Origin of the sequence: Mesorhizobium sp. M7A.F.Ca.US.007.01.2.1, from assembly GCF_003998165.1 — a bacterium.
GTDB classification, from domain to species: domain Bacteria; phylum Pseudomonadota; class Alphaproteobacteria; order Rhizobiales; family Rhizobiaceae; genus Mesorhizobium; species Mesorhizobium ciceri.
In genome coordinates this window covers 1-16,010 of record NZ_RZQP01000068.1, presented here as the reverse complement: position 1 = coordinate 16,010, position 16,010 = coordinate 1, and the positions used below count along the sequence as shown (strand labels likewise).

Annotated in this window: 17 protein-coding genes; 11 read left to right on the top strand and 6 right to left on the bottom strand. The window is 62.1% G+C overall.

From position 1 onward, the window contains the following. Positions 1-50: 50 nt before the first annotated feature. The gene (gyrA, locus tag EN949_RS14870) at positions 51-2,852 is read right to left on the bottom strand and encodes a DNA gyrase subunit A (protein WP_013531829.1); all 2,802 of its coding nucleotides are present in this window, start codon (positions 2,850-2,852) and stop codon (positions 51-53) included. 221 nt (positions 2,853-3,073) lie between these two features. Next, positions 3,074-3,898 (bottom strand): AraC family transcriptional regulator, encoded by an 825-nt coding sequence (locus EN949_RS14865; protein WP_063167939.1) that lies wholly within the window; start codon positions 3,896-3,898, stop codon positions 3,074-3,076. Between the two features lie 86 nt (positions 3,899-3,984). Between EN949_RS14865 and EN949_RS14860 the strand changes: the two genes are divergently transcribed. Both EN949_RS14860 and EN949_RS14855 read left to right on the top strand, forming a co-directional pair. Next, positions 3,985-4,515: a hypothetical protein gene (locus EN949_RS14860; RefSeq protein WP_013531831.1), complete on the top strand. Its 531-nt coding sequence runs from the start codon at positions 3,985-3,987 to the stop codon at positions 4,513-4,515. A gap of 160 nt (positions 4,516-4,675) precedes the next feature. Then, on the top strand, positions 4,676-5,305 hold the full coding sequence (locus EN949_RS14855) for a MarC family protein (protein ID WP_127367749.1): 630 nt from the start codon (positions 4,676-4,678) through the stop codon (positions 5,303-5,305). 33 nt (positions 5,306-5,338) lie between these two features. Here the strand turns inward: EN949_RS14855 and EN949_RS14850 are convergent, their stop codons facing one another. After that, a complete protein-coding gene (locus tag EN949_RS14850; RefSeq protein WP_127367750.1) occupies positions 5,339-5,764 on the bottom strand; it encodes an OsmC family protein in 426 nt (141 codons plus the stop codon). Positions 5,765-5,899: 135 nt separating this feature from the next. Next, entirely contained in the window at positions 5,900-6,421 is a 522-nt protein-coding gene (locus tag EN949_RS14845; RefSeq protein ID WP_024503512.1) for a single-stranded DNA-binding protein, read from the bottom strand. 183 nt (positions 6,422-6,604) lie between these two features. Here EN949_RS14845 and EN949_RS14840 point away from each other — a divergent pair, with 183 nt between their 5' ends. The 9 genes from EN949_RS14840 (at position 6,605) to EN949_RS14800 (ending at position 15,109) form a co-directional block, all read left to right on the top strand. Further along, positions 6,605-7,024, top strand: a complete 420-nt coding sequence (locus tag EN949_RS14840; RefSeq protein ID WP_013531835.1) for a cupin domain-containing protein — start codon at positions 6,605-6,607, stop codon at positions 7,022-7,024. Between the two features lie 44 nt (positions 7,025-7,068). Continuing rightward, a complete protein-coding gene (locus EN949_RS14835; RefSeq protein WP_013531836.1) occupies positions 7,069-7,383 on the top strand; it encodes a metalloregulator ArsR/SmtB family transcription factor in 315 nt (104 codons plus the stop codon). Continuing rightward, positions 7,380-7,868 (top strand): SRPBCC domain-containing protein, encoded by a 489-nt coding sequence (locus tag EN949_RS14830; protein WP_127367158.1) that lies wholly within the window; start codon positions 7,380-7,382, stop codon positions 7,866-7,868. The genes EN949_RS14835 and EN949_RS14830 overlap by 4 nt, the downstream gene beginning before the upstream one ends. A gap of 20 nt (positions 7,869-7,888) precedes the next feature. Next, positions 7,889-8,494: an ATP-dependent Clp protease proteolytic subunit gene (locus tag EN949_RS14825; RefSeq protein WP_063167934.1), complete on the top strand. Its 606-nt coding sequence runs from the start codon at positions 7,889-7,891 to the stop codon at positions 8,492-8,494. 88 nt (positions 8,495-8,582) lie between these two features. After that, a complete protein-coding gene (locus EN949_RS14820; RefSeq protein WP_063172078.1) occupies positions 8,583-8,879 on the top strand; it encodes a hypothetical protein in 297 nt (98 codons plus the stop codon). Positions 8,880-9,571: 692 nt separating this feature from the next. Then, a complete protein-coding gene (uvrA, locus tag EN949_RS14815) occupies positions 9,572-12,493 on the top strand; it encodes an excinuclease ABC subunit UvrA (protein ID WP_063167932.1) in 2,922 nt (973 codons plus the stop codon). Positions 12,494-12,523: 30 nt separating this feature from the next. Continuing rightward, positions 12,524-12,994, top strand: coding sequence for a GNAT family N-acetyltransferase (locus tag EN949_RS14810; RefSeq protein WP_063172077.1), 471 nt, complete (start codon positions 12,524-12,526; stop codon positions 12,992-12,994). 26 nt (positions 12,995-13,020) lie between these two features. Continuing rightward, a complete protein-coding gene (locus EN949_RS14805; protein WP_127366442.1) occupies positions 13,021-13,842 on the top strand; it encodes a DUF72 domain-containing protein in 822 nt (273 codons plus the stop codon). Between the two features lie 115 nt (positions 13,843-13,957). Next, on the top strand, positions 13,958-15,109 hold the full coding sequence (locus EN949_RS14800) for a GGDEF domain-containing protein (protein ID WP_013531843.1): 1,152 nt from the start codon (positions 13,958-13,960) through the stop codon (positions 15,107-15,109). A 44-nt stretch (positions 15,110-15,153) separates the two neighbouring features. On the opposite strand, the gene EN949_RS14795 is transcribed toward EN949_RS14800, so the two are convergent. Further along, positions 15,154-15,330 carry a hypothetical protein gene (locus tag EN949_RS14795; protein WP_013531844.1) on the bottom strand — a complete coding sequence of 59 codons (177 nt, stop codon included), beginning with the start codon at positions 15,328-15,330 and terminating at the stop codon, positions 15,154-15,156. Positions 15,331-15,599: 269 nt separating this feature from the next. Further along, on the bottom strand, positions 15,600-16,010 hold a 411-nt coding region (locus EN949_RS14790; RefSeq protein ID WP_127371714.1), incomplete at its 5' end, for an ATP-binding cassette domain-containing protein.

Here is a 16,010-nt window from a genome sequence, read left to right as displayed (position 1 = left end):
CGCGCCGGCCAGCTGGCCGGCGTTGCCATGTCAAAACCTGGGTGCCGGACTTAGTCCGCACCCTCCGGACCGGCGTCAGACGCCGCAGCGGCATCGGCACCGCCCTCGACGGTTTCTTCGCTTTCTTCGTCCGCTTGCGGTTCAGAGATCCGCTCGACCGAAACCACCTTTTCGCCTTCAGCCGTGTTGAAGATGGTCACACCCTTGGTGGCGCGGCTGGCGAAACGAATGCCGTTGACCGGCACCCGGATGACGGTGCCGCCGTCCGACACCAGCATGATCTGGTCGTCATTGCCGACCGGGAAGGTCGCCACCAGCCTGCCAATCTCGGCCGCCTTCGACACGTCGGTGGCGCGGATGCCCTTGCCGCCGCGTCCGGTCAGCCGGAAATCATAGGACGACGAACGCTTGCCGTAGCCGAATTCGGTCACCGTCAGCACGTACTGTTCGTGCGCCTTGAGTTCTTCGTATCGGCTGTCGGAAAGCTCTGTCTCCTCGCCGATCTCCTCATTGGTCAGCGCGATCTCTTCCTCTTCTCCGGCCGTTTCCGTGGCAAGCCGCCGCTCCGCCGCCGCGCGCTTCAGGTAAGCGGCGCGTTCCGCCGGCGAAGCATCGACATGCTCGATCACCGACATCGAGATGATGCGGTCGGTCTCGGCCATGGTTATGCCTCGCACACCGACCGAATTGCGGCTCTGGAAGACGCGCACGTCGCCGACGGAGAAGCGTATGCACTGGCCGGAACTGGCGGTCAGCAGCACGTCGTCCTTGTCGGTGCAGGTTTCGACGCCGAGGATCTCGTCGCCTTCTTCCTCCAGCTTCATGGCGATCTTGCCGTTGCGGTTGACCTGGACGAAGTCGGATAGATCGTTGCGGCGCACGGTGCCGCGCGTGGTGGCGAACATCACGTAGAGTTCGCCCCAGCTGGCCTCGTCCTCGGGCAGTGGCATGATGGTGGTGATGCGCTCGCCCTGCTCCAGCGGCAGCATGTTGATCAGCGCCTTGCCGCGTGACTGCGGATTGCCGATCGGCAGCCGCCAGACCTTTTCCTTGTAGACGATGCCGCGCGAGGAGAAGAACAGCACCGGCGTATGGGTGTTGGCGACGAACAGCCGGGTGACGAAATCCTCTTCCTTGGTCGACATGCCGGAGCGGCCCTTGCCGCCGCGGCGCTGCGCCCGGTAGAGCGACAGAGGCACGCGCTTGATGTAGCCGGAATGGCTGACCGTCACGACCATGTCTTCGCGCTGGATCAGATCCTCGTCTTCCATGTCCGAACCGCCGTCGGTGAGTTCGGTGCGGCGCGGCGTGCCGAACTCGTCGCGCACGGCGGCAAGCTCGTCCTTGACGATCTGCTGGACGCGCGCGCGGGAAGACAAAATGTCCAGATAATCGATGATTTCGGCGCCGATCGTGTTCAACTCGTCGGCGATCTCGTCGCGGCCGAGCGCGGTCAGGCGCTGCAGGCGCAGCTCGAGGATGGCGCGCGCCTGCTCCTCGGACAGATTGTAGGTACCGTCCTCGTTGATCCGGTGGCGTGGGTCATCGATCAGGAGGATCAGAGATTCCACGTCGCCAGAGGGCCAGCGCCGCTCCATCAACTGCTCACGCGCCGTCTGCGGATCCGGCGCGGTGCGGATCAGCTTGATGACTTCGTCGATGTTGGCGACTGCGATAGCGAGACCGACCAGCACATGGGCGCGATCGCGCGCCTTGCGCAGCAGGAACTTCGTCCGCCTTGTGATCACCTCCTCGCGGAAGGCGACGAAAGCCTTCAGCATATCGGTCAGGTTCATCACTTCCGGCTTGCCGCCATTCAGCGCCACCATATTGGCGCCGAAAGAGGTCTGCAGCGGCGTGAAGCGGTAGAGCTGATTGAGGATGACGTCGGCAACGGCGTCGCGCTTCAGCTCGATGACGACCCGGTAGCCCTGGCGGTCGCTCTCGTCGCGGATATCGGAAATGCCCTCGATGCGCTTGTCGCGCACCAGTTCAGCCATCTTCTCGATCATCGACGACTTGTTCACCTGGTAGGGAACTTCGGTGATGATGATGGACTCGCGGTCGTTGCCGCGCTGTTCGATGTTGACGCGCCCGCGCATGACGATGGAGCCGCGGCCGGTCGAATAGGCGCTGTAGATGCCCGAACGGCCAAGCACGATGCCACCGGTCGGGAAATCCGGCCCCGGAATGATCTCCATAAGCGCCGGCAGGTCGATCGCCGGATTGTCGATGATGGCGATGGCGCCATTGCAGACTTCACCGAGATTGTGCGGCGGGATGTTGGTCGCCATGCCGACGGCGATGCCGCCCGAGCCATTGACCAGAAGGTTGGGAAAACGTGCCGGCAGAACCTTAGGTTCGCTGCCGGAAGCATCATACGTGTCCTGGAAATCGACGGTATCCTTGTCGATATCCTCCAGGAGCTCGTGCGCGACCTTGGTCAGCCGCGCTTCCGTGTAGCGCATCGCCGCAGGCGGATCGCCGTCGATGGAGCCGAAATTGCCCTGCCCGTCGATCAACGGAACGCGCAACGACCAGTCCTGCGCCATGCGCACCAAGGCGTCATAGATGGAAGCATCGCCATGCGGATGGTATTTACCCATCACGTCGGCGACAGGACGCGCCGACTTCACATATTTGCGGTTCCAATGGTAGCCGCTCTCATGGGCGGCGAAGAGAATGCGGCGATGCACCGGCTTCAGGCCGTCGCGCACGTCCGGCAGCGCACGGCTGACGATCACGCTCATGGCGTAATCGAGATAGGAGCGCTGCATCTCCTCGACGATGGATATCGGCTCGATGCCGGTGGGGCCGCCGTCGGCGCCGCGCGGTGTCTTCTGGTCGGTCAAATCGGATCACAATCTAATCAGGAATCACTTGGTGCTTATATAGGAAGCAAGCCCGAAACTCCAACCTTCACGGCACTTTTCCAGTGTCATTTTTGATGGTAATTTCAAATGGATACCGATGATTGCGACGATATGGCCAAGGCGGTTTTCACCGCCCTGACGCAAAAGCCTGCGTGTCTGCCTTTGCGGTGCACCGGGCCGATTCACCAAGCAGAAACGACCTATGCGCCACGGCGGCTGCGATACTGGCTTGGCGTCTGCCCCATGATCCGCCGAAAACGACGATTGAAGGTCGACAGATCGCTGAAGCCAGCGCCGAAAGCGATCGCGGAAACCGTATCGTCCGACATGCGTAGCCGCACCGCGGCCCTGTGCAATCGCGTCCTGAGCAGGAATTGGTAGGGGGTCATGCCCGCCACCTGCCGGAAGATGCGCAGGAAATGATACGGACTGGTCGCCGTCCCATCGGCAAGCGCTGAAAGGGAAACCGGCCCGTCTGCATCGAGTTCGATGCGCCGCACAGCTTCGGCAACCCGTTTTTGATCGCGGCGGCTCGGCGCGCGCCTGACATGCGTAGCGCCGGAGGCTGTAGCCACGGCAGCACCGGCCATGCGCAGGGAAAGTTCCTCGAACGCGTCGATGTCGGCCATCTCGCGAGCGGTTTCCGCCTCGGCCAGGAGTGGCGCCAGGACCGGCAAAGGCGGCAGGAGCGCCGCCTCGAAGGCCAGCTTCCTGGCGCCCGGCACGCCAGCCGCGATCCGTTCCATGTAGGACGGCCGGAAATGGAACGAGAGGCAACGGTCGCCGCTGCCATGCTCGTGCCCGCATTCGTAACATGTGCCGGGATTGCCGAGCAGGAGCGCGCCGGGCGCCAGCATCGCCGTGCCTTGCTGGGCACGGTAGCGAAACGTGCCGCTGGTGACCGCGGCGACACAGAAATCCTGATGCGCTTCCTCGAACGGCCGGTCGCCGGCGCTAGCCGTGCAGATCACATCCGCCACATGCCAGCCGGGTCCGGATGCGAGCGTATGCGTGGTCGCTGTCATGACCGGAATATAGCAATTTTTCCCAAGCCCAGAACCTCGTAACCGCCTATTCCCTCCCAATCTCCTGACAAGAAGAGGCCACAACCATGTTCGATCAATCTTCGTTTGCCGATGCCCTGCATAGCCCCGGACCGATCGAAGGCCTTGCCGAAAAACTGAGCCTTTACGGCCGCTTCGTCGGCGCCTGGACTTTCGACGCCTCGCGCCACCTCGAGGACGGAACGGTGCTGACAGGGCGTGGCGAGGTGCATTTCGGCTGGGTGCTGGAAGGCCGGGCGATCCAGGACGTCTGGATCCTGCCCGCGCGGGACACTGGTTCCCAGCCTTCGCTCGGCAAATGGACTTTTTATGGCACGACGCTGCGCGTCTATGATCCCGGCGCGGATGCCTGGCACATCTTCTGGAGCGACCCGCGCAACCAGTATTTCAGCCGCCAGCTCGGCCGCGCCGAGGGCGACACGATCGTGCAAGTGGGCACCGACGGCACCGGCAGCTCAGTACGCTGGGGCTTTTCACGCATCACCGAAAACGCCTTCCGATGGCTGGGCGAGCGCTCGCACGACAATGGCGCGACATGGCGGCTGGAGGTCGAGTTCCTGGCGCGCCGAGCGGTTTGATCGCCGAAGAATGCAGCAGCCCGGAATAAAAGCGTCGCGACCCTTTGCGCCCTCCGCTGTCTCGCCGGCATCAACCACTTTCTCACGAACAGTTCCCACCGAACGGGCTTTGCTCTACCAATTATCCTGGTACGGGCACGGCCCGGCGGGAGGGTCAGAGATGCCGAGTTTCGACAGCCTGTTCAACGCGTTCGTCACCATTCTCGTGACCATCGATCCGCCCGGCCTGGCGCCGCTGTTCCTCGCCGTGACGCGCGGCATGAACCGCGAGGAGCGCCAGCTGGTTTCCGTCCGCGCCTCGATCATCGGTTTCCTGGTGATGGCGCTGTTTGCGGTTGCAGGCGCCTCGATCCTGTCGGTGTTCGGCATCACGCTGCCGGCTTTCCGCGTCGCCGGCGGTTTCCTGCTGTTCTTCATCGCCTTCGAAATGGTGTTCGAGCGCCGGCAGGACCGCAAGGAGAAGATCGGCGACGTCGCCATCACCAAGGACATGATCCACAACATCGCCGCCTTCCCGCTGGCAATCCCGCTGATCGCCGGCCCAGGCGCCATTTCGGCAACTGTGCTGCTCTCAGGTTCCTTTCAAGGCTTTGCGGCGCAGGCGGCGCTGGTCGGCATCATCTTCGTCTGCCTTGCCATCACCTATCTGGTGTTCGTGCTGTCGGAACGCATAGACCGCATCCTCGGCCAGACCGGCCGCTCGATCCTGACCCGCCTGCTCGGCGTCATCCTGGCAGCACTGGCCGTGCAATTCGTCGCCGACGGCATCAAGGCGCTGATAGCGGGCTGACAGGCTGACGCGGCGAGAATCTCGAAGCCGGCTCTATCTCGCCGTCGTGTCGACGACCTCGAAATCGTGGGTAATCGTGGCGGTCTTGGCAAGCATCGCGGAGGCCGAGCAATATTTTTCGATCGAAAGGTCGATCGCGCGTTTCACCTTGTCGCTGGAGAGTTGCCTGCCCTTGACGACGAAATGCATATGAATGCGGGTGAACACTCTGGGTTCGGTTTCCGCCCGGTCGGCCTCGAGCTCGACGACGCAGTCCTCGACCGCCTCGCGCCCCTTTTCGAGGATGTGCACGACATCATAGGCCGAACAGCCGCCGGTGCCGATCAGCACCAGCTCCATCGGGCTCGGTCCCGGCGTCCTGCCTTCCGGTCCGGGCGCGGTTCCCAGCACCAGTTTGTGGCCGCTACCGGACTCGCCGACGAAGGTGCGTTCCTCGACCCATTTTACGCGTGCTTTCATCGAACTCGTCCTTCGCCATATTTCGTTGATCGCCATGTCGGCGTTCAGTTCGACAATGCAAAACCCCGAAAGTCCATGAGGGACTCTCGGGGCGCAATGTTTGACTTAAGCCAAAAATAACATCTGCAGTTGCGATCAGAACGGGATTTCGTCGTCCAGTTCGCGCGACGAACCGCCACCGCCGCCGCTCTTGGCACCGCCACCACCGCGATTGAAGCCTTCGCTCGGGCTGGACTGGCCGAAATCGGAACCACGGCTGCTGCCACCACCGGCATAGCCGCCGACCTGACCGCCCTCACCCTGCCCGCGTGCGTCGAGCATCTGCAGCTCGCCGCGGAATTTCTGCAGCACGACTTCCGTCGTGTACTTGTCGGCGCCGGTCTGGTCCTGCCATTTGCGCGTCTGCAACTGGCCCTCGACATAGACCTTCATGCCCTTCTTCAAATACTGCTCCGCCACCTTGGCGATGCCCTCATTGAAGATGACGACGTTGTGCCATTCGGTCTTTTCCTTGCGCTCGCCGGAATTCTTGTCACGCCAGCTTTCCGACGTCGCAATGCGAATGTTGACGACCGGCTCGCCCGAGTTGAGGCGACGGATTTCGGGATCCGCGCCGAGGTTGCCGACCAAAATGACCTTGTTGACGCTACCCGCCATGATATTTCTCCGCGCTCATCCGAAACAAATTTTTTTGTCGCAGCACCTTACAGGCTGCAGGCGTCAGCCGCTTGCCGTGGCTGCCTTTACCCACAAGGTTTTTGTTCCCTGTTCGTTCTATGGTGCAGATGACGTTCTGTCAATGTTTGTCAGCAAGATGTAGTGTCCCGGCCGGAAATTTCCATGAAATCGGATCTGACCGGGGGCGATCAAATGAAGTCTGTCGCACATGAGGACCAGCAGCGCGAGCAATGGCGAGCAGGTGTGGAAACACGCATGCATGTGTCGGCCAGCAATGGTGCATCGCAACTTTGCATATTCGAGCAATGGGTCGAGCCCACGGTCGGCGCCCCAACGCATTGGCATCCCGTGGAGGAAGTGCTGACCGTTATCGCCGGTAGGGCTGAGATGTGGATCGACGATGAGCATACAGTCGTGACATCGGGCCAGTCTCTCGTTGTCCCAGCGAACAGGAAACACGGGTTCAAGAACGCCGGCACTGGAACGCTTCACATCCACGCCGTCCTTGCGTCGCCGATTTTCGAGGCGACGTTCGATGGGCCTGCCGGAATGGTGAGACGCTGGCTTCCGACAATCTCGTAAAACAGTGCTTGCCAAATCAATAAGTATTCACTTATGCTTTTGACATGATCGAAGCAGAGATTTTTCGTGCACTGGCCGACCCGACGCGCCGCGCCGTCTTTGAGCGGCTGGCCGCAGGCGAGATGAGCGTGTCGGAATTGCGCACCGGTATGACGGTGTCGCAGCCCGCGGTATCGCAGCATCTGGCGGTGCTGCGTGGCGCAGGCCTGGTGGTCGAGCGGCGAGCCGGCCGCAACGCCTATTACCGCGCCGATCCGCAGGGGCTCGCCCCCTTGCTCTCCTGGATCGAACGCTACCGGACTTTCTGGCCGGAACGCATCGAAAGGCTGAAGGCGGTTTTGAAGGACATGGATCAATGAAGAAGGCGGGATCAACGACCAACGAGGGCCAAATCGACGCCGCGGATGCGCTCGAGTTCGAGTACGACCTTGCCGAGCCGCCGGAAAAGGTCTGGCGGGCCCTGACCGTACCGGAATTGCTGGCCGCCTGGATGATGCCGAACGACATCAGCCTCGAGATCGGCAACCGTTTCGCCTTCGCCCGGCCGGACACGCCGATCGAATGCGAAATCCTCGACGCCGAACCCGAGAAGCTGCTGCGCTATTCCTGGCGGGAGCAGCCGGGCGACGCAGCCAGGCAGGATCCGCTCGACAGTACCGTCACCTTCACACTTGCCCGAACCGTTTCCGGCGGCACGCATCTGCGTGTCGTCCATGACGGCTTTGCCCGCAAGGCCATGCCTGCCATCGCCATGGCAGGCGCCGGCTGCCGTCTTTCGCTCGGTTTGCGCGCAATTGGAAAGCCCATCGCCGCGAACGCACCGCGCCTTCTGCGCGCGGCATAATAGAAAATCGGAGAAGAAAAATGAGCGGTGTTGCCAGTCTGGTGCCGATGGTCATCGAGCAATCGAGCCGCGGCGAACGCGCCTTCGACATCTTTTCGCGGCTGCTGCGCGAGCGCATCATCTTCATCAACGGCGAGATCAACGACGACATCTCGGCGCTGGTCTGCGCGCAGCTTTTGTCGCTGGAATCGGACAATCCGGACAAGGAGATCTCGCTCTACATCAACTCGCCGGGCGGCGTGGTGACCAGTGGTTTCGCCATCTACGACACGATGCAATATATCAGCTGTCCGGTGTCGACCGTATGCATGGGCTTTGCCGCTTCGATGGGCTCGTTCCTGCTGATGGCAGGCACACCGGGGCGCCGGATTTCCCTGCCGAACGCCACCATCCTGCTGCATCAGCCGCTGGGCGGGTTTCAGGGCCAGGCCTCCGACATCCAGCGCCATGCCGAGCGCATCGGCAGGACGAAACGGCACATGGCCGAGCTCTACGCGCAGCATTGCGGCCGTACCTATGAAGAGGTCGAGCGCACGCTGGACCGCGACCACTTCATGACCGCCCGCGAGGCGCAGGCATGGGGCATCGTCGACCATGTTTTCGACACGCGCAAAAAGGCGGCGTAAGCCAGGGCCGGAGCGGAGTCCGGCCGGCTGCCGAAGATTTGACGATGCCGGTCTGGTTCCATGGGCGGCGCGCCACTATAGTCCTGGGATGACCGACACTCATCCTTCCAGACCACTGCGCCCCGTCATCGCCGTCGTGGTGCTCGCTTTTGCCAGTCTCGTGAGTGGCGCGGCTCTTGCAGAGGACAGTTCGCCGTCGACGCAAAAAAGCGCCCTGCCCGGCGTGACCGGCGACTACCGCATCGCCAAGCCGGCTCCCGAGCCGGACGATGCGCTGCCGGCCGGCGAGAACGGCACATTCAAGATCGGCGATACGGATGTCAGGATTTCCGGCAGCATCACCGTCGATGTCGGCGCCGGCTCGATCGGGCCGCCGCGTCACTGAGTGCGCGCGGAAATGAGCGTTCCCCACATAAAACGGCCCCGCCGTGCCTTGGGCAAACGGACGGGGCCTTCTGGATCTCAAATCCAACTTTGCCGGGAGTGTACTGCCGGCGTTTGATTTCGGATGCACCGCGGCGTTCGGCCGACGATCCGACTAGCAGTCTCTGATTTTTAGGAGATATGGCAGGTCACGGTTTGCCGGGTGGCGCAGACGCTAAACCCTGGCACTTATGCCTGCCGCGGCTCCAGTGACAACTGGAACCCTAGGGGACGATCCGGTGGCGTCATAGCTCCGCTCCTCTGTCCGTTGCGATTGTTGTCAATTCGAAGCACAAATCGCAAATGCCTGCGGCGTCTCGCAGGCCGCCTTTGGGCGGCGAGGCCATCGAAAGACGGCCGGCTTCGTTGACTTCCGGAGACTGCGCTCCTGGGTTGCCCGCGTCAACCATCAATAGCCGGTTACCGAAAAACGTGATCGCCGGGAGGTTACGTACAAGTCAGTTTTTGCACAGCTTTGTCAGGAGCGTGTTCGGCCTTTGTTCTTTCCGCTTGCCCGTTCACGCGAAAGACGCTTAAACGCTTTTGTCGGGAATTGTGGCGTCTCTCGACGTGGCGGCAAAACTACCTACATAGGGGATGGCCGGGAAAACCCGCCATTCCAGGAAATTCCAGATTCTGAGGCGGCGACCGGCTATGGCCGACCATAAATATCTTTCCATTCGCGGGGCGCGCGAACACAATCTGAAGAATGTCGATCTCGACCTGCCGCGTGACAGCCTGATTGTCATGACCGGCCTGTCGGGGTCCGGCAAGTCATCGCTTGCCTTCGACACGATCTATGCCGAGGGCCAGCGCCGCTACGTCGAAAGCCTGTCGGCCTACGCGCGGCAATTCCTCGAAATGATGCAGAAGCCTGACGTCGACCAGATCGACGGCCTGTCGCCTGCCATTTCCATCGAGCAGAAGACCACATCGAAGAACCCGCGTTCGACGGTCGGCACCGTCACCGAGATCTACGACTATATGCGCCTGCTTTTTGCGCGCGTCGGCATCCCCTATTCGCCGGCCACCGGCCTGCCGATCGAGAGCCAGACGGTTTCGCAGATGGTCGACCGCGTGCTGGCGATCGAGGAAGGCACGCGCCTGTTCATCCTGGCGCCGATGGTGCGCGGCCGCAAAGGCGAGTACCGCAAGGAATTGCTGGAACTGCAGAAGAAGGGCTTTCAGCGCGTCAAGGTCGACGGCGTCTTCTATGAGATCGCCGACGTGCCGGCGCTGGACAAGAAGTACAAGCATGACCTCGATGTCGTCGTAGACCGCATCGTCGTGCGCGGCGATCTCGCGACGCGGCTTGCCGATTCCATAGAAACGGCGCTGAAGCTGGCCGATGGGCTGGCGGTCGCCGAATTCGCCGACAAGCCGCTCGATTCCAGCCAGACGGGCGAGGATTCGGTCAACAAGTCGAAGAACGAGACGCATGAGCGCATCCTGTTCTCGGAAAAGTTCGCTTGCCCGGTCTCCGGCTTCACCATTCCGGAAATCGAACCGCGGCTGTTCTCGTTCAACAACCCGTTCGGCGCCTGCCCGACTTGCGACGGTCTCGGCAGCCAGCGCGCCATCGACGGCAATCTGATCGTGCCGGATGAAAACATCTCGCTGCGCGACGGCGCCGTCAGCCCGTGGGCGAAGTCGACCTCGCCCTATTACGCGCAGACGCTGGAGGCATTGGGCAAGGCCTATGGCTTCAAGCTCGGCGACAAGTTCAAGGATTTGTCTGAAGAGGCCAAGGAAGCCGTCCTGCGCGGCACCGGCGAGCGCGAGATCACCTTCCAATATGATGACGGCCTGCGCTCCTACAAGACGACGAAAACTTTCGAAGGCGTCATCCCCAATCTCGAGCGGCGCTGGAAAGAGACCGAATCCGCCTGGATGCGCGAGGAGATCGAGCGCTTCATGTCGGCCACACCCTGCCCGGTCTGCAAGGGCTATCGGCTGAAGCCCGAGTCGCTGGCGGTGAAGATCGCCGGCAGGCACATCGGCGAAGTCACCGAGCTTTCCATCCGCAAGGCCGACCAGTGGTTCACCGACCTGCCCGCGTCGCTCAACGACAAGCAGAACGAAATCGCGGTGCGTGTGCTCAAGGAAATCCGTGAACGGCTGCGCTTCCTCAACGATGTCGGGCTCGACTATCTGACGCTGTCGCGCAATTCCGGCACGCTGTCGGGCGGCGAGAGCCAGCGCATCCGGCTGGCATCGCAGATCGGCTCCGGCCTGACCGGCGTGCTCTATGTGCTGGACGAGCCGTCGATCGGCCTGCACCAGCGCGACAATGCGCGCCTGCTCGATACGCTGAAGCACCTGCGCGACATCGGCAACACGGTGATCGTCGTCGAGCATGACGAGGACGCCATCCTGCATGCCGACTATGTCGTCGACATGGGCCCGGCCGCCGGCATCCATGGCGGCGAGATCATCGCCCAGGGCACGCCGCAGCAGGTCATGGCCAATCCCAATTCGATCACCGGCAAATATCTGTCGGGCGCGCTCGAAGTGGCGACGCCCGGCGTGCGGCGTGAAGCGAAGAAGAACCGCCGCATCAAGATCGTCGGCGCGCGCGGCAACAATCTGAAGAACGTCACCGCCGAAATCCCGCTCGGCACCTTCACCGCCGTCACTGGCGTGTCCGGCGGCGGCAAGTCGACCTTCCTGATCGAGACGCTGTTCAAGGCCGCCTCGAGACGCATCATGGGCTCGCGCGAACATCCGGCCGACCACGACCGCATCGAGGGCCTCGAATTCCTCGACAAGGTCATCGACATCGACCAGTCGCCGATCGGCCGCACACCGCGTTCAAACCCGGCCACCTATACCGGCGCCTTCACGCCGATCCGCGACTGGTTCGCTGGCCTGCCGGAGGCCAAGGCGCGCGGCTATCAGCCGGGACGCTTCTCGTTCAACGTCAAGGGCGGCCGCTGCGAGGCCTGCCAGGGCGACGGCGTCATCAAGATCGAGATGCACTTCCTGCCCGACGTCTACGTCACCTGCGACGTCTGTCACGGCAAGCGTTATAACCGCGAGACGCTCGATGTCCTGTTCAAGGGCAAGTCGATCGCCGACGTGCTCGACATGACGGTCGAGGAAGGCGTCGATTTCTTCGCCGCCGTGCCCGGCGTGCGCGACAAGCTCGACACGCTGAAGCAGGTCGGCCTCGGCTACATCCATATCGGCCAGCAGGCGACAACGCTGTCCGGCGGCGAGGCGCAGCGCATCAAGCTGGCCAAGGAACTGTCGCGCAAGGCGACCGGCAAGACGCTCTACATCCTGGATGAGCCGACCACTGGCCTGCATTTCCACGACGTTGCCAAACTGCTGGAAGTGCTGCACGAACTGGTAGACCAGGGCAACACGGTGGTGGTCATCGAGCACAATCTCGAAGTGATAAAAACCGCGGACTGGGTGCTCGACCTCGGCCCCGAAGGCGGCGACGGCGGCGGCGAACTGGTCGCCTCCGGCACGCCGGAAGCCATCGTGCGCGAAAAGCGCAGCTACACCGGCCAGTTCCTCAAGGAGCTTCTGGAGCGACGTCCCGGAGGCAAACGCGAAGCGGCGGAGTGATCGACCGGTTGGCGCCTGGAGAGCTTTTGAATGACAATCAGAAGAGCGCTTGCCGGTGATCTCCAAACCGTCGTCTCGCTGACGGAAGCGGCCTATGCGCCTTACATCGCCCTGTTCGGTGCACCGCCGATCCCGGTCACCGAGGACTATGCACCGCGCATCGTGCGCGGCGAGGTCTGGTTGCTGGAAAGTGGCGGCGAGCTTGCCGGGCTGATCACGCTGGAGCGACATGACGACCACGCGATGATCTTCTCCGTCGCGGTCTCCCCCGACTTTCAAGGCAAGGGCTTCGGCATTGCGCTGCTGAAACACGCGGATGAGCAGACCCATCTCTGGGGTCTGCCAGAAGTGCGGCTCTACACCAACGCCAGGATGGAGCGGAACATTGCGCTCTATCTTGCCTATGGTTTCCACGAAACGGGTCGCCGGCCCAATCCCTACCGGCCAGGATGGGTGCTCGTCGACATGGCCAAAACCGTCGATCAGATCACCGCGGCCTGATCTTTTTCTGCATTGGGAGGATGACAATGACCACATCGGGAACAATCCGCGCCGGCATGGGCGGCTGGACCTTCGAACCCTGGGATACGTCCTTCTATCCCGACAAGCTTTCCAAGGCCAAGCAGTTGAACTACGCCACTCGCCAGGTGCCGAGCATCGAGGTCAACGGCACTTACTATTCCAGCTTCAAGGAGCCGACCTTCGTCAAATGGGCCAGCGAGGCGCCGGACGGCTTTGTCTATTCGCTGAAGGGCAACCGCTTCGTCACCAACCGGCGCGTGCTGGGCGAGGCCGGCGAATCGATGATGCGCTTCCTTGGCTCCGGCGTGGCGGCGCTCGGCGAAAAGCTCGGGCCGATCCTGTGGCAGTTCGCGCCGACCAAGAAATTCGATCCGGACGATTTCGAAGCCTTCCTGAAGCTGCTACCGGAAAAGCAGGACGGCGTTGCGCTGCGCCATGCGCTCGAAGTCCGCAACGACAGTTTTGTCGTGCCGGAATTCGCAGCACTTGCCCGAAAATACAAGGCCGCGATCGTCTACGCCGACCATGCCAAATATCCTGATATCGCCGACATCACCGCCGATTTCGTCTACGCCCGACTGCAGACCGGCAGCGATGACAATCCCGACTGCTATACGCCGAAAGGCCTCGATGAATGGGCCGCGCGGGTAAAGACCTGGGCGCAAGGCAAGCAGCCGGCCGACCTGCGGCGCGCCGACCCCGCCGCCGATGCGCCGGTCAAGCCGCGCGACGTGTTCGTTTACTTCATCACCGAGGGCAAGGTGCGCGCGCCGTTCGGCGCCATGGCACTGATGAAGCGAGTGGACCAGGGTCAACCGGTGCCCTGACGCAGCGGAATCATGGCATCTTCGCCACCGTCGTAACCTTATCGATACCTCCTTGCTGCATGAATCCAGCCAGACCAGTCGCAGATCTGGGCCGCCACGGGCAAGGACGAGGGGCATGTCGCTCGACTACACTTCACTTCTCCTGGCTGTCGGTTTTTCCGCGGCCTGCCTGAGCCTGACATTGTTCGGCATGTGGCTGACCGCTCGCTCGGAGAAATTCCTGCTGACATGGGCGATCAGCCTGGTGTTCGTGGTCGGCGATATTTTTGTCTATGACGCCTATATCGACATGCCCGGGCGCCTGCTGGGCATCGCCACGCTGGCTTTCCTCCTGCTCGGTTTCTCGACAATGCTGGGCGCGGCCTACCAGTTCAGAACCGGCGGCTCGCCAGTGCCCCGAACTGTACTTGGCAGCGCCATTTCGCTGGCCGTGACGTTGCCTCCCATGGCTCTAGGCTATGACGGGCTGGGCTTCATGTTCGAAAATGCCTTCGCCGCCTTGCTTCTGTTCGCAACGGCGGTCGAATACTGGAAGGGCCGCGACGAAGCCCCTGCCCTGACGATCGGTATCACCGCGCTCTATTCTGCCACGGCCGCATCCTTCGCTCTCTGCGCCATGGTTTTAGCCTTGGATGGAAAGCTGGTCCTTGGACATGCGCCAAGCAACTGGGCCGAGGAACTGAGCCTCATCATCGTCATCGCCAGCATGACCGGGATTGGAGCGCTTTCCCTGGCCCTGAATCAGGGACGCTTGGCCCGGCATCACCGCCACAATGCCCTGACCGACCCGCTGACCGGCCTGCTCAACCGCCGCGCCCTGTTCGACCTGCACGGCGATGCGCCGGTCGGCGCCTTCACGGCGGTGGTCGTCTTCGATCTCGACAACTTCAAGGCCATCAACGACGAATTCGGCCACGCCGCCGGTGATGAAGTGCTGAGGGTGTTTGCACGGGAACTCGCCAGCAATCGCCGCCCGGCCGACGTCGCCGCGCGCATGGGCGGCGAGGAGTTCGCGCTGGTGCTGAAGCGGACCTTGCCCGAAACGGTGGAGGCCACCGCCGAGGCCATACGGGCAGCTTTCGCCGCGCACCGCATCGAAACCGAGACAGGCTCGCTGATATGCACCGTCAGTGCCGGATTTGCCTTCGGCACCAAGGAAGGCCTCGGCTTCGACAAGGTGCTCAACGCCGCCGACAAGGCGCTCTACGACGCCAAGCGCGGAGGCCGTAACCGCGTCACCGCGTCTCCGTTCAGGCGCGCAAGCTAATCGCGCAACACCGGCCTCTGATCGTGGGGAGACGAATGCGGCTCCTAGGCCGCCATGACAATCTCATTGAAGGTATCGAGATCGACATAGAAGACCTTGGTGATCTCCTCGATCAGATCGTCGTAATCGCAGCCCTGTGATCTCAAGATATTGATGGCAGCGATGATGTCGACGCGTTCGGTAAGCCGCCGCTTCTGGTAATCCTCGACGTAACGTTCCATGGCTGTCCTTTAGCCTGTGTGCCCAAACGCGTTTGAACGACAGAGATCGCAGGAGGGAAGCTAGGCAGCCTTGCTTGCGTGAAACTTGCCCGGCATTGGCCGTGGTCCTCGATCTGCGATAACCAGACTGATACGGAAGCGGCCGACTCACAAAGCCATGGAAAAGACTAGCACGCGATATTGAGCGCGCCAGAGACGCAGGTGATCGGATGGAGAAATATTGGACTTGGCAAGAACTTCGGATCGCCAACTGAAGTTCACCGCCAATTCTAGACGGTAAGGAACTTCCGCACATCAGCCCGGTCTAAATCTTCAGCCGGGCCGGTATGGACGATCACGCCCCGGTCCATGATGTTGACCTCGTCGGCGAGCTCGCGGCAGAAATCGAGATATTGTTCGACCAAAAGCACGGCGATGCCCGCCTGGTCGCGCAGATAGCGGATGGCGCGGCCGATGTCCTTAATGATCGACGGCTGTATGCCCTCGGTCGGTTCATCGAGCACGAGCAGTTTCGGCCGCATCACCAGCGCCCGCCCGATGGCGAGCTGTTGCTGCTGGCCGCCGGAAAGATCGCCGCCGCGACGGCCGAGCATCTGCTTCAGCACAGGGAACAATTCGAAGACATGCGCCGGAATGTTGCGGTCGGCTCGCCTCAGCGGCGCAAAGCCTGATTCCAGGTT

Excerpts from the sequence above, each read along its gene's own strand:
- EN949_RS14795 (WP_013531844.1), bottom strand. The coding sequence starts at position 15,330 with ATGGAACGTTACGTCGAGGATTACCAGAAGCGGCGGCTTACCGAACGC.
- EN949_RS14800 (WP_013531843.1), top strand. The coding sequence starts at position 13,958 with ATGTCGCTCGACTACACTTCACTTCTCCTGGCTGTCGGTTTTTCCGCG.
- EN949_RS14855 (WP_127367749.1), top strand. The coding sequence starts at position 4,676 with ATGCCGAGTTTCGACAGCCTGTTCAACGCGTTCGTCACCATTCTCGTG.
- EN949_RS14835 (WP_013531836.1), top strand. The coding sequence starts at position 7,069 with ATGATCGAAGCAGAGATTTTTCGTGCACTGGCCGACCCGACGCGCCGC.
- EN949_RS14865 (WP_063167939.1), bottom strand. The coding sequence starts at position 3,898 with ATGACAGCGACCACGCATACGCTCGCATCCGGACCCGGCTGGCATGTG.
- EN949_RS14830 (WP_127367158.1), top strand. The coding sequence starts at position 7,380 with ATGAAGAAGGCGGGATCAACGACCAACGAGGGCCAAATCGACGCCGCG.
- uvrA (WP_063167932.1), top strand. The coding sequence starts at position 9,572 with ATGGCCGACCATAAATATCTTTCCATTCGCGGGGCGCGCGAACACAAT.
- EN949_RS14840 (WP_013531835.1), top strand. The coding sequence starts at position 6,605 with ATGAAATCGGATCTGACCGGGGGCGATCAAATGAAGTCTGTCGCACAT.
- EN949_RS14810 (WP_063172077.1), top strand. The coding sequence starts at position 12,524 with ATGACAATCAGAAGAGCGCTTGCCGGTGATCTCCAAACCGTCGTCTCG.
- EN949_RS14825 (WP_063167934.1), top strand. The coding sequence starts at position 7,889 with ATGAGCGGTGTTGCCAGTCTGGTGCCGATGGTCATCGAGCAATCGAGC.
- EN949_RS14805 (WP_127366442.1), top strand. The coding sequence starts at position 13,021 with ATGACCACATCGGGAACAATCCGCGCCGGCATGGGCGGCTGGACCTTC.
- EN949_RS14820 (WP_063172078.1), top strand. The coding sequence starts at position 8,583 with ATGACCGACACTCATCCTTCCAGACCACTGCGCCCCGTCATCGCCGTC.
- EN949_RS14850 (WP_127367750.1), bottom strand. The coding sequence starts at position 5,764 with ATGAAAGCACGCGTAAAATGGGTCGAGGAACGCACCTTCGTCGGCGAG.
- EN949_RS14845 (WP_024503512.1), bottom strand. The coding sequence starts at position 6,421 with ATGGCGGGTAGCGTCAACAAGGTCATTTTGGTCGGCAACCTCGGCGCG.
- EN949_RS14860 (WP_013531831.1), top strand. The coding sequence starts at position 3,985 with ATGTTCGATCAATCTTCGTTTGCCGATGCCCTGCATAGCCCCGGACCG.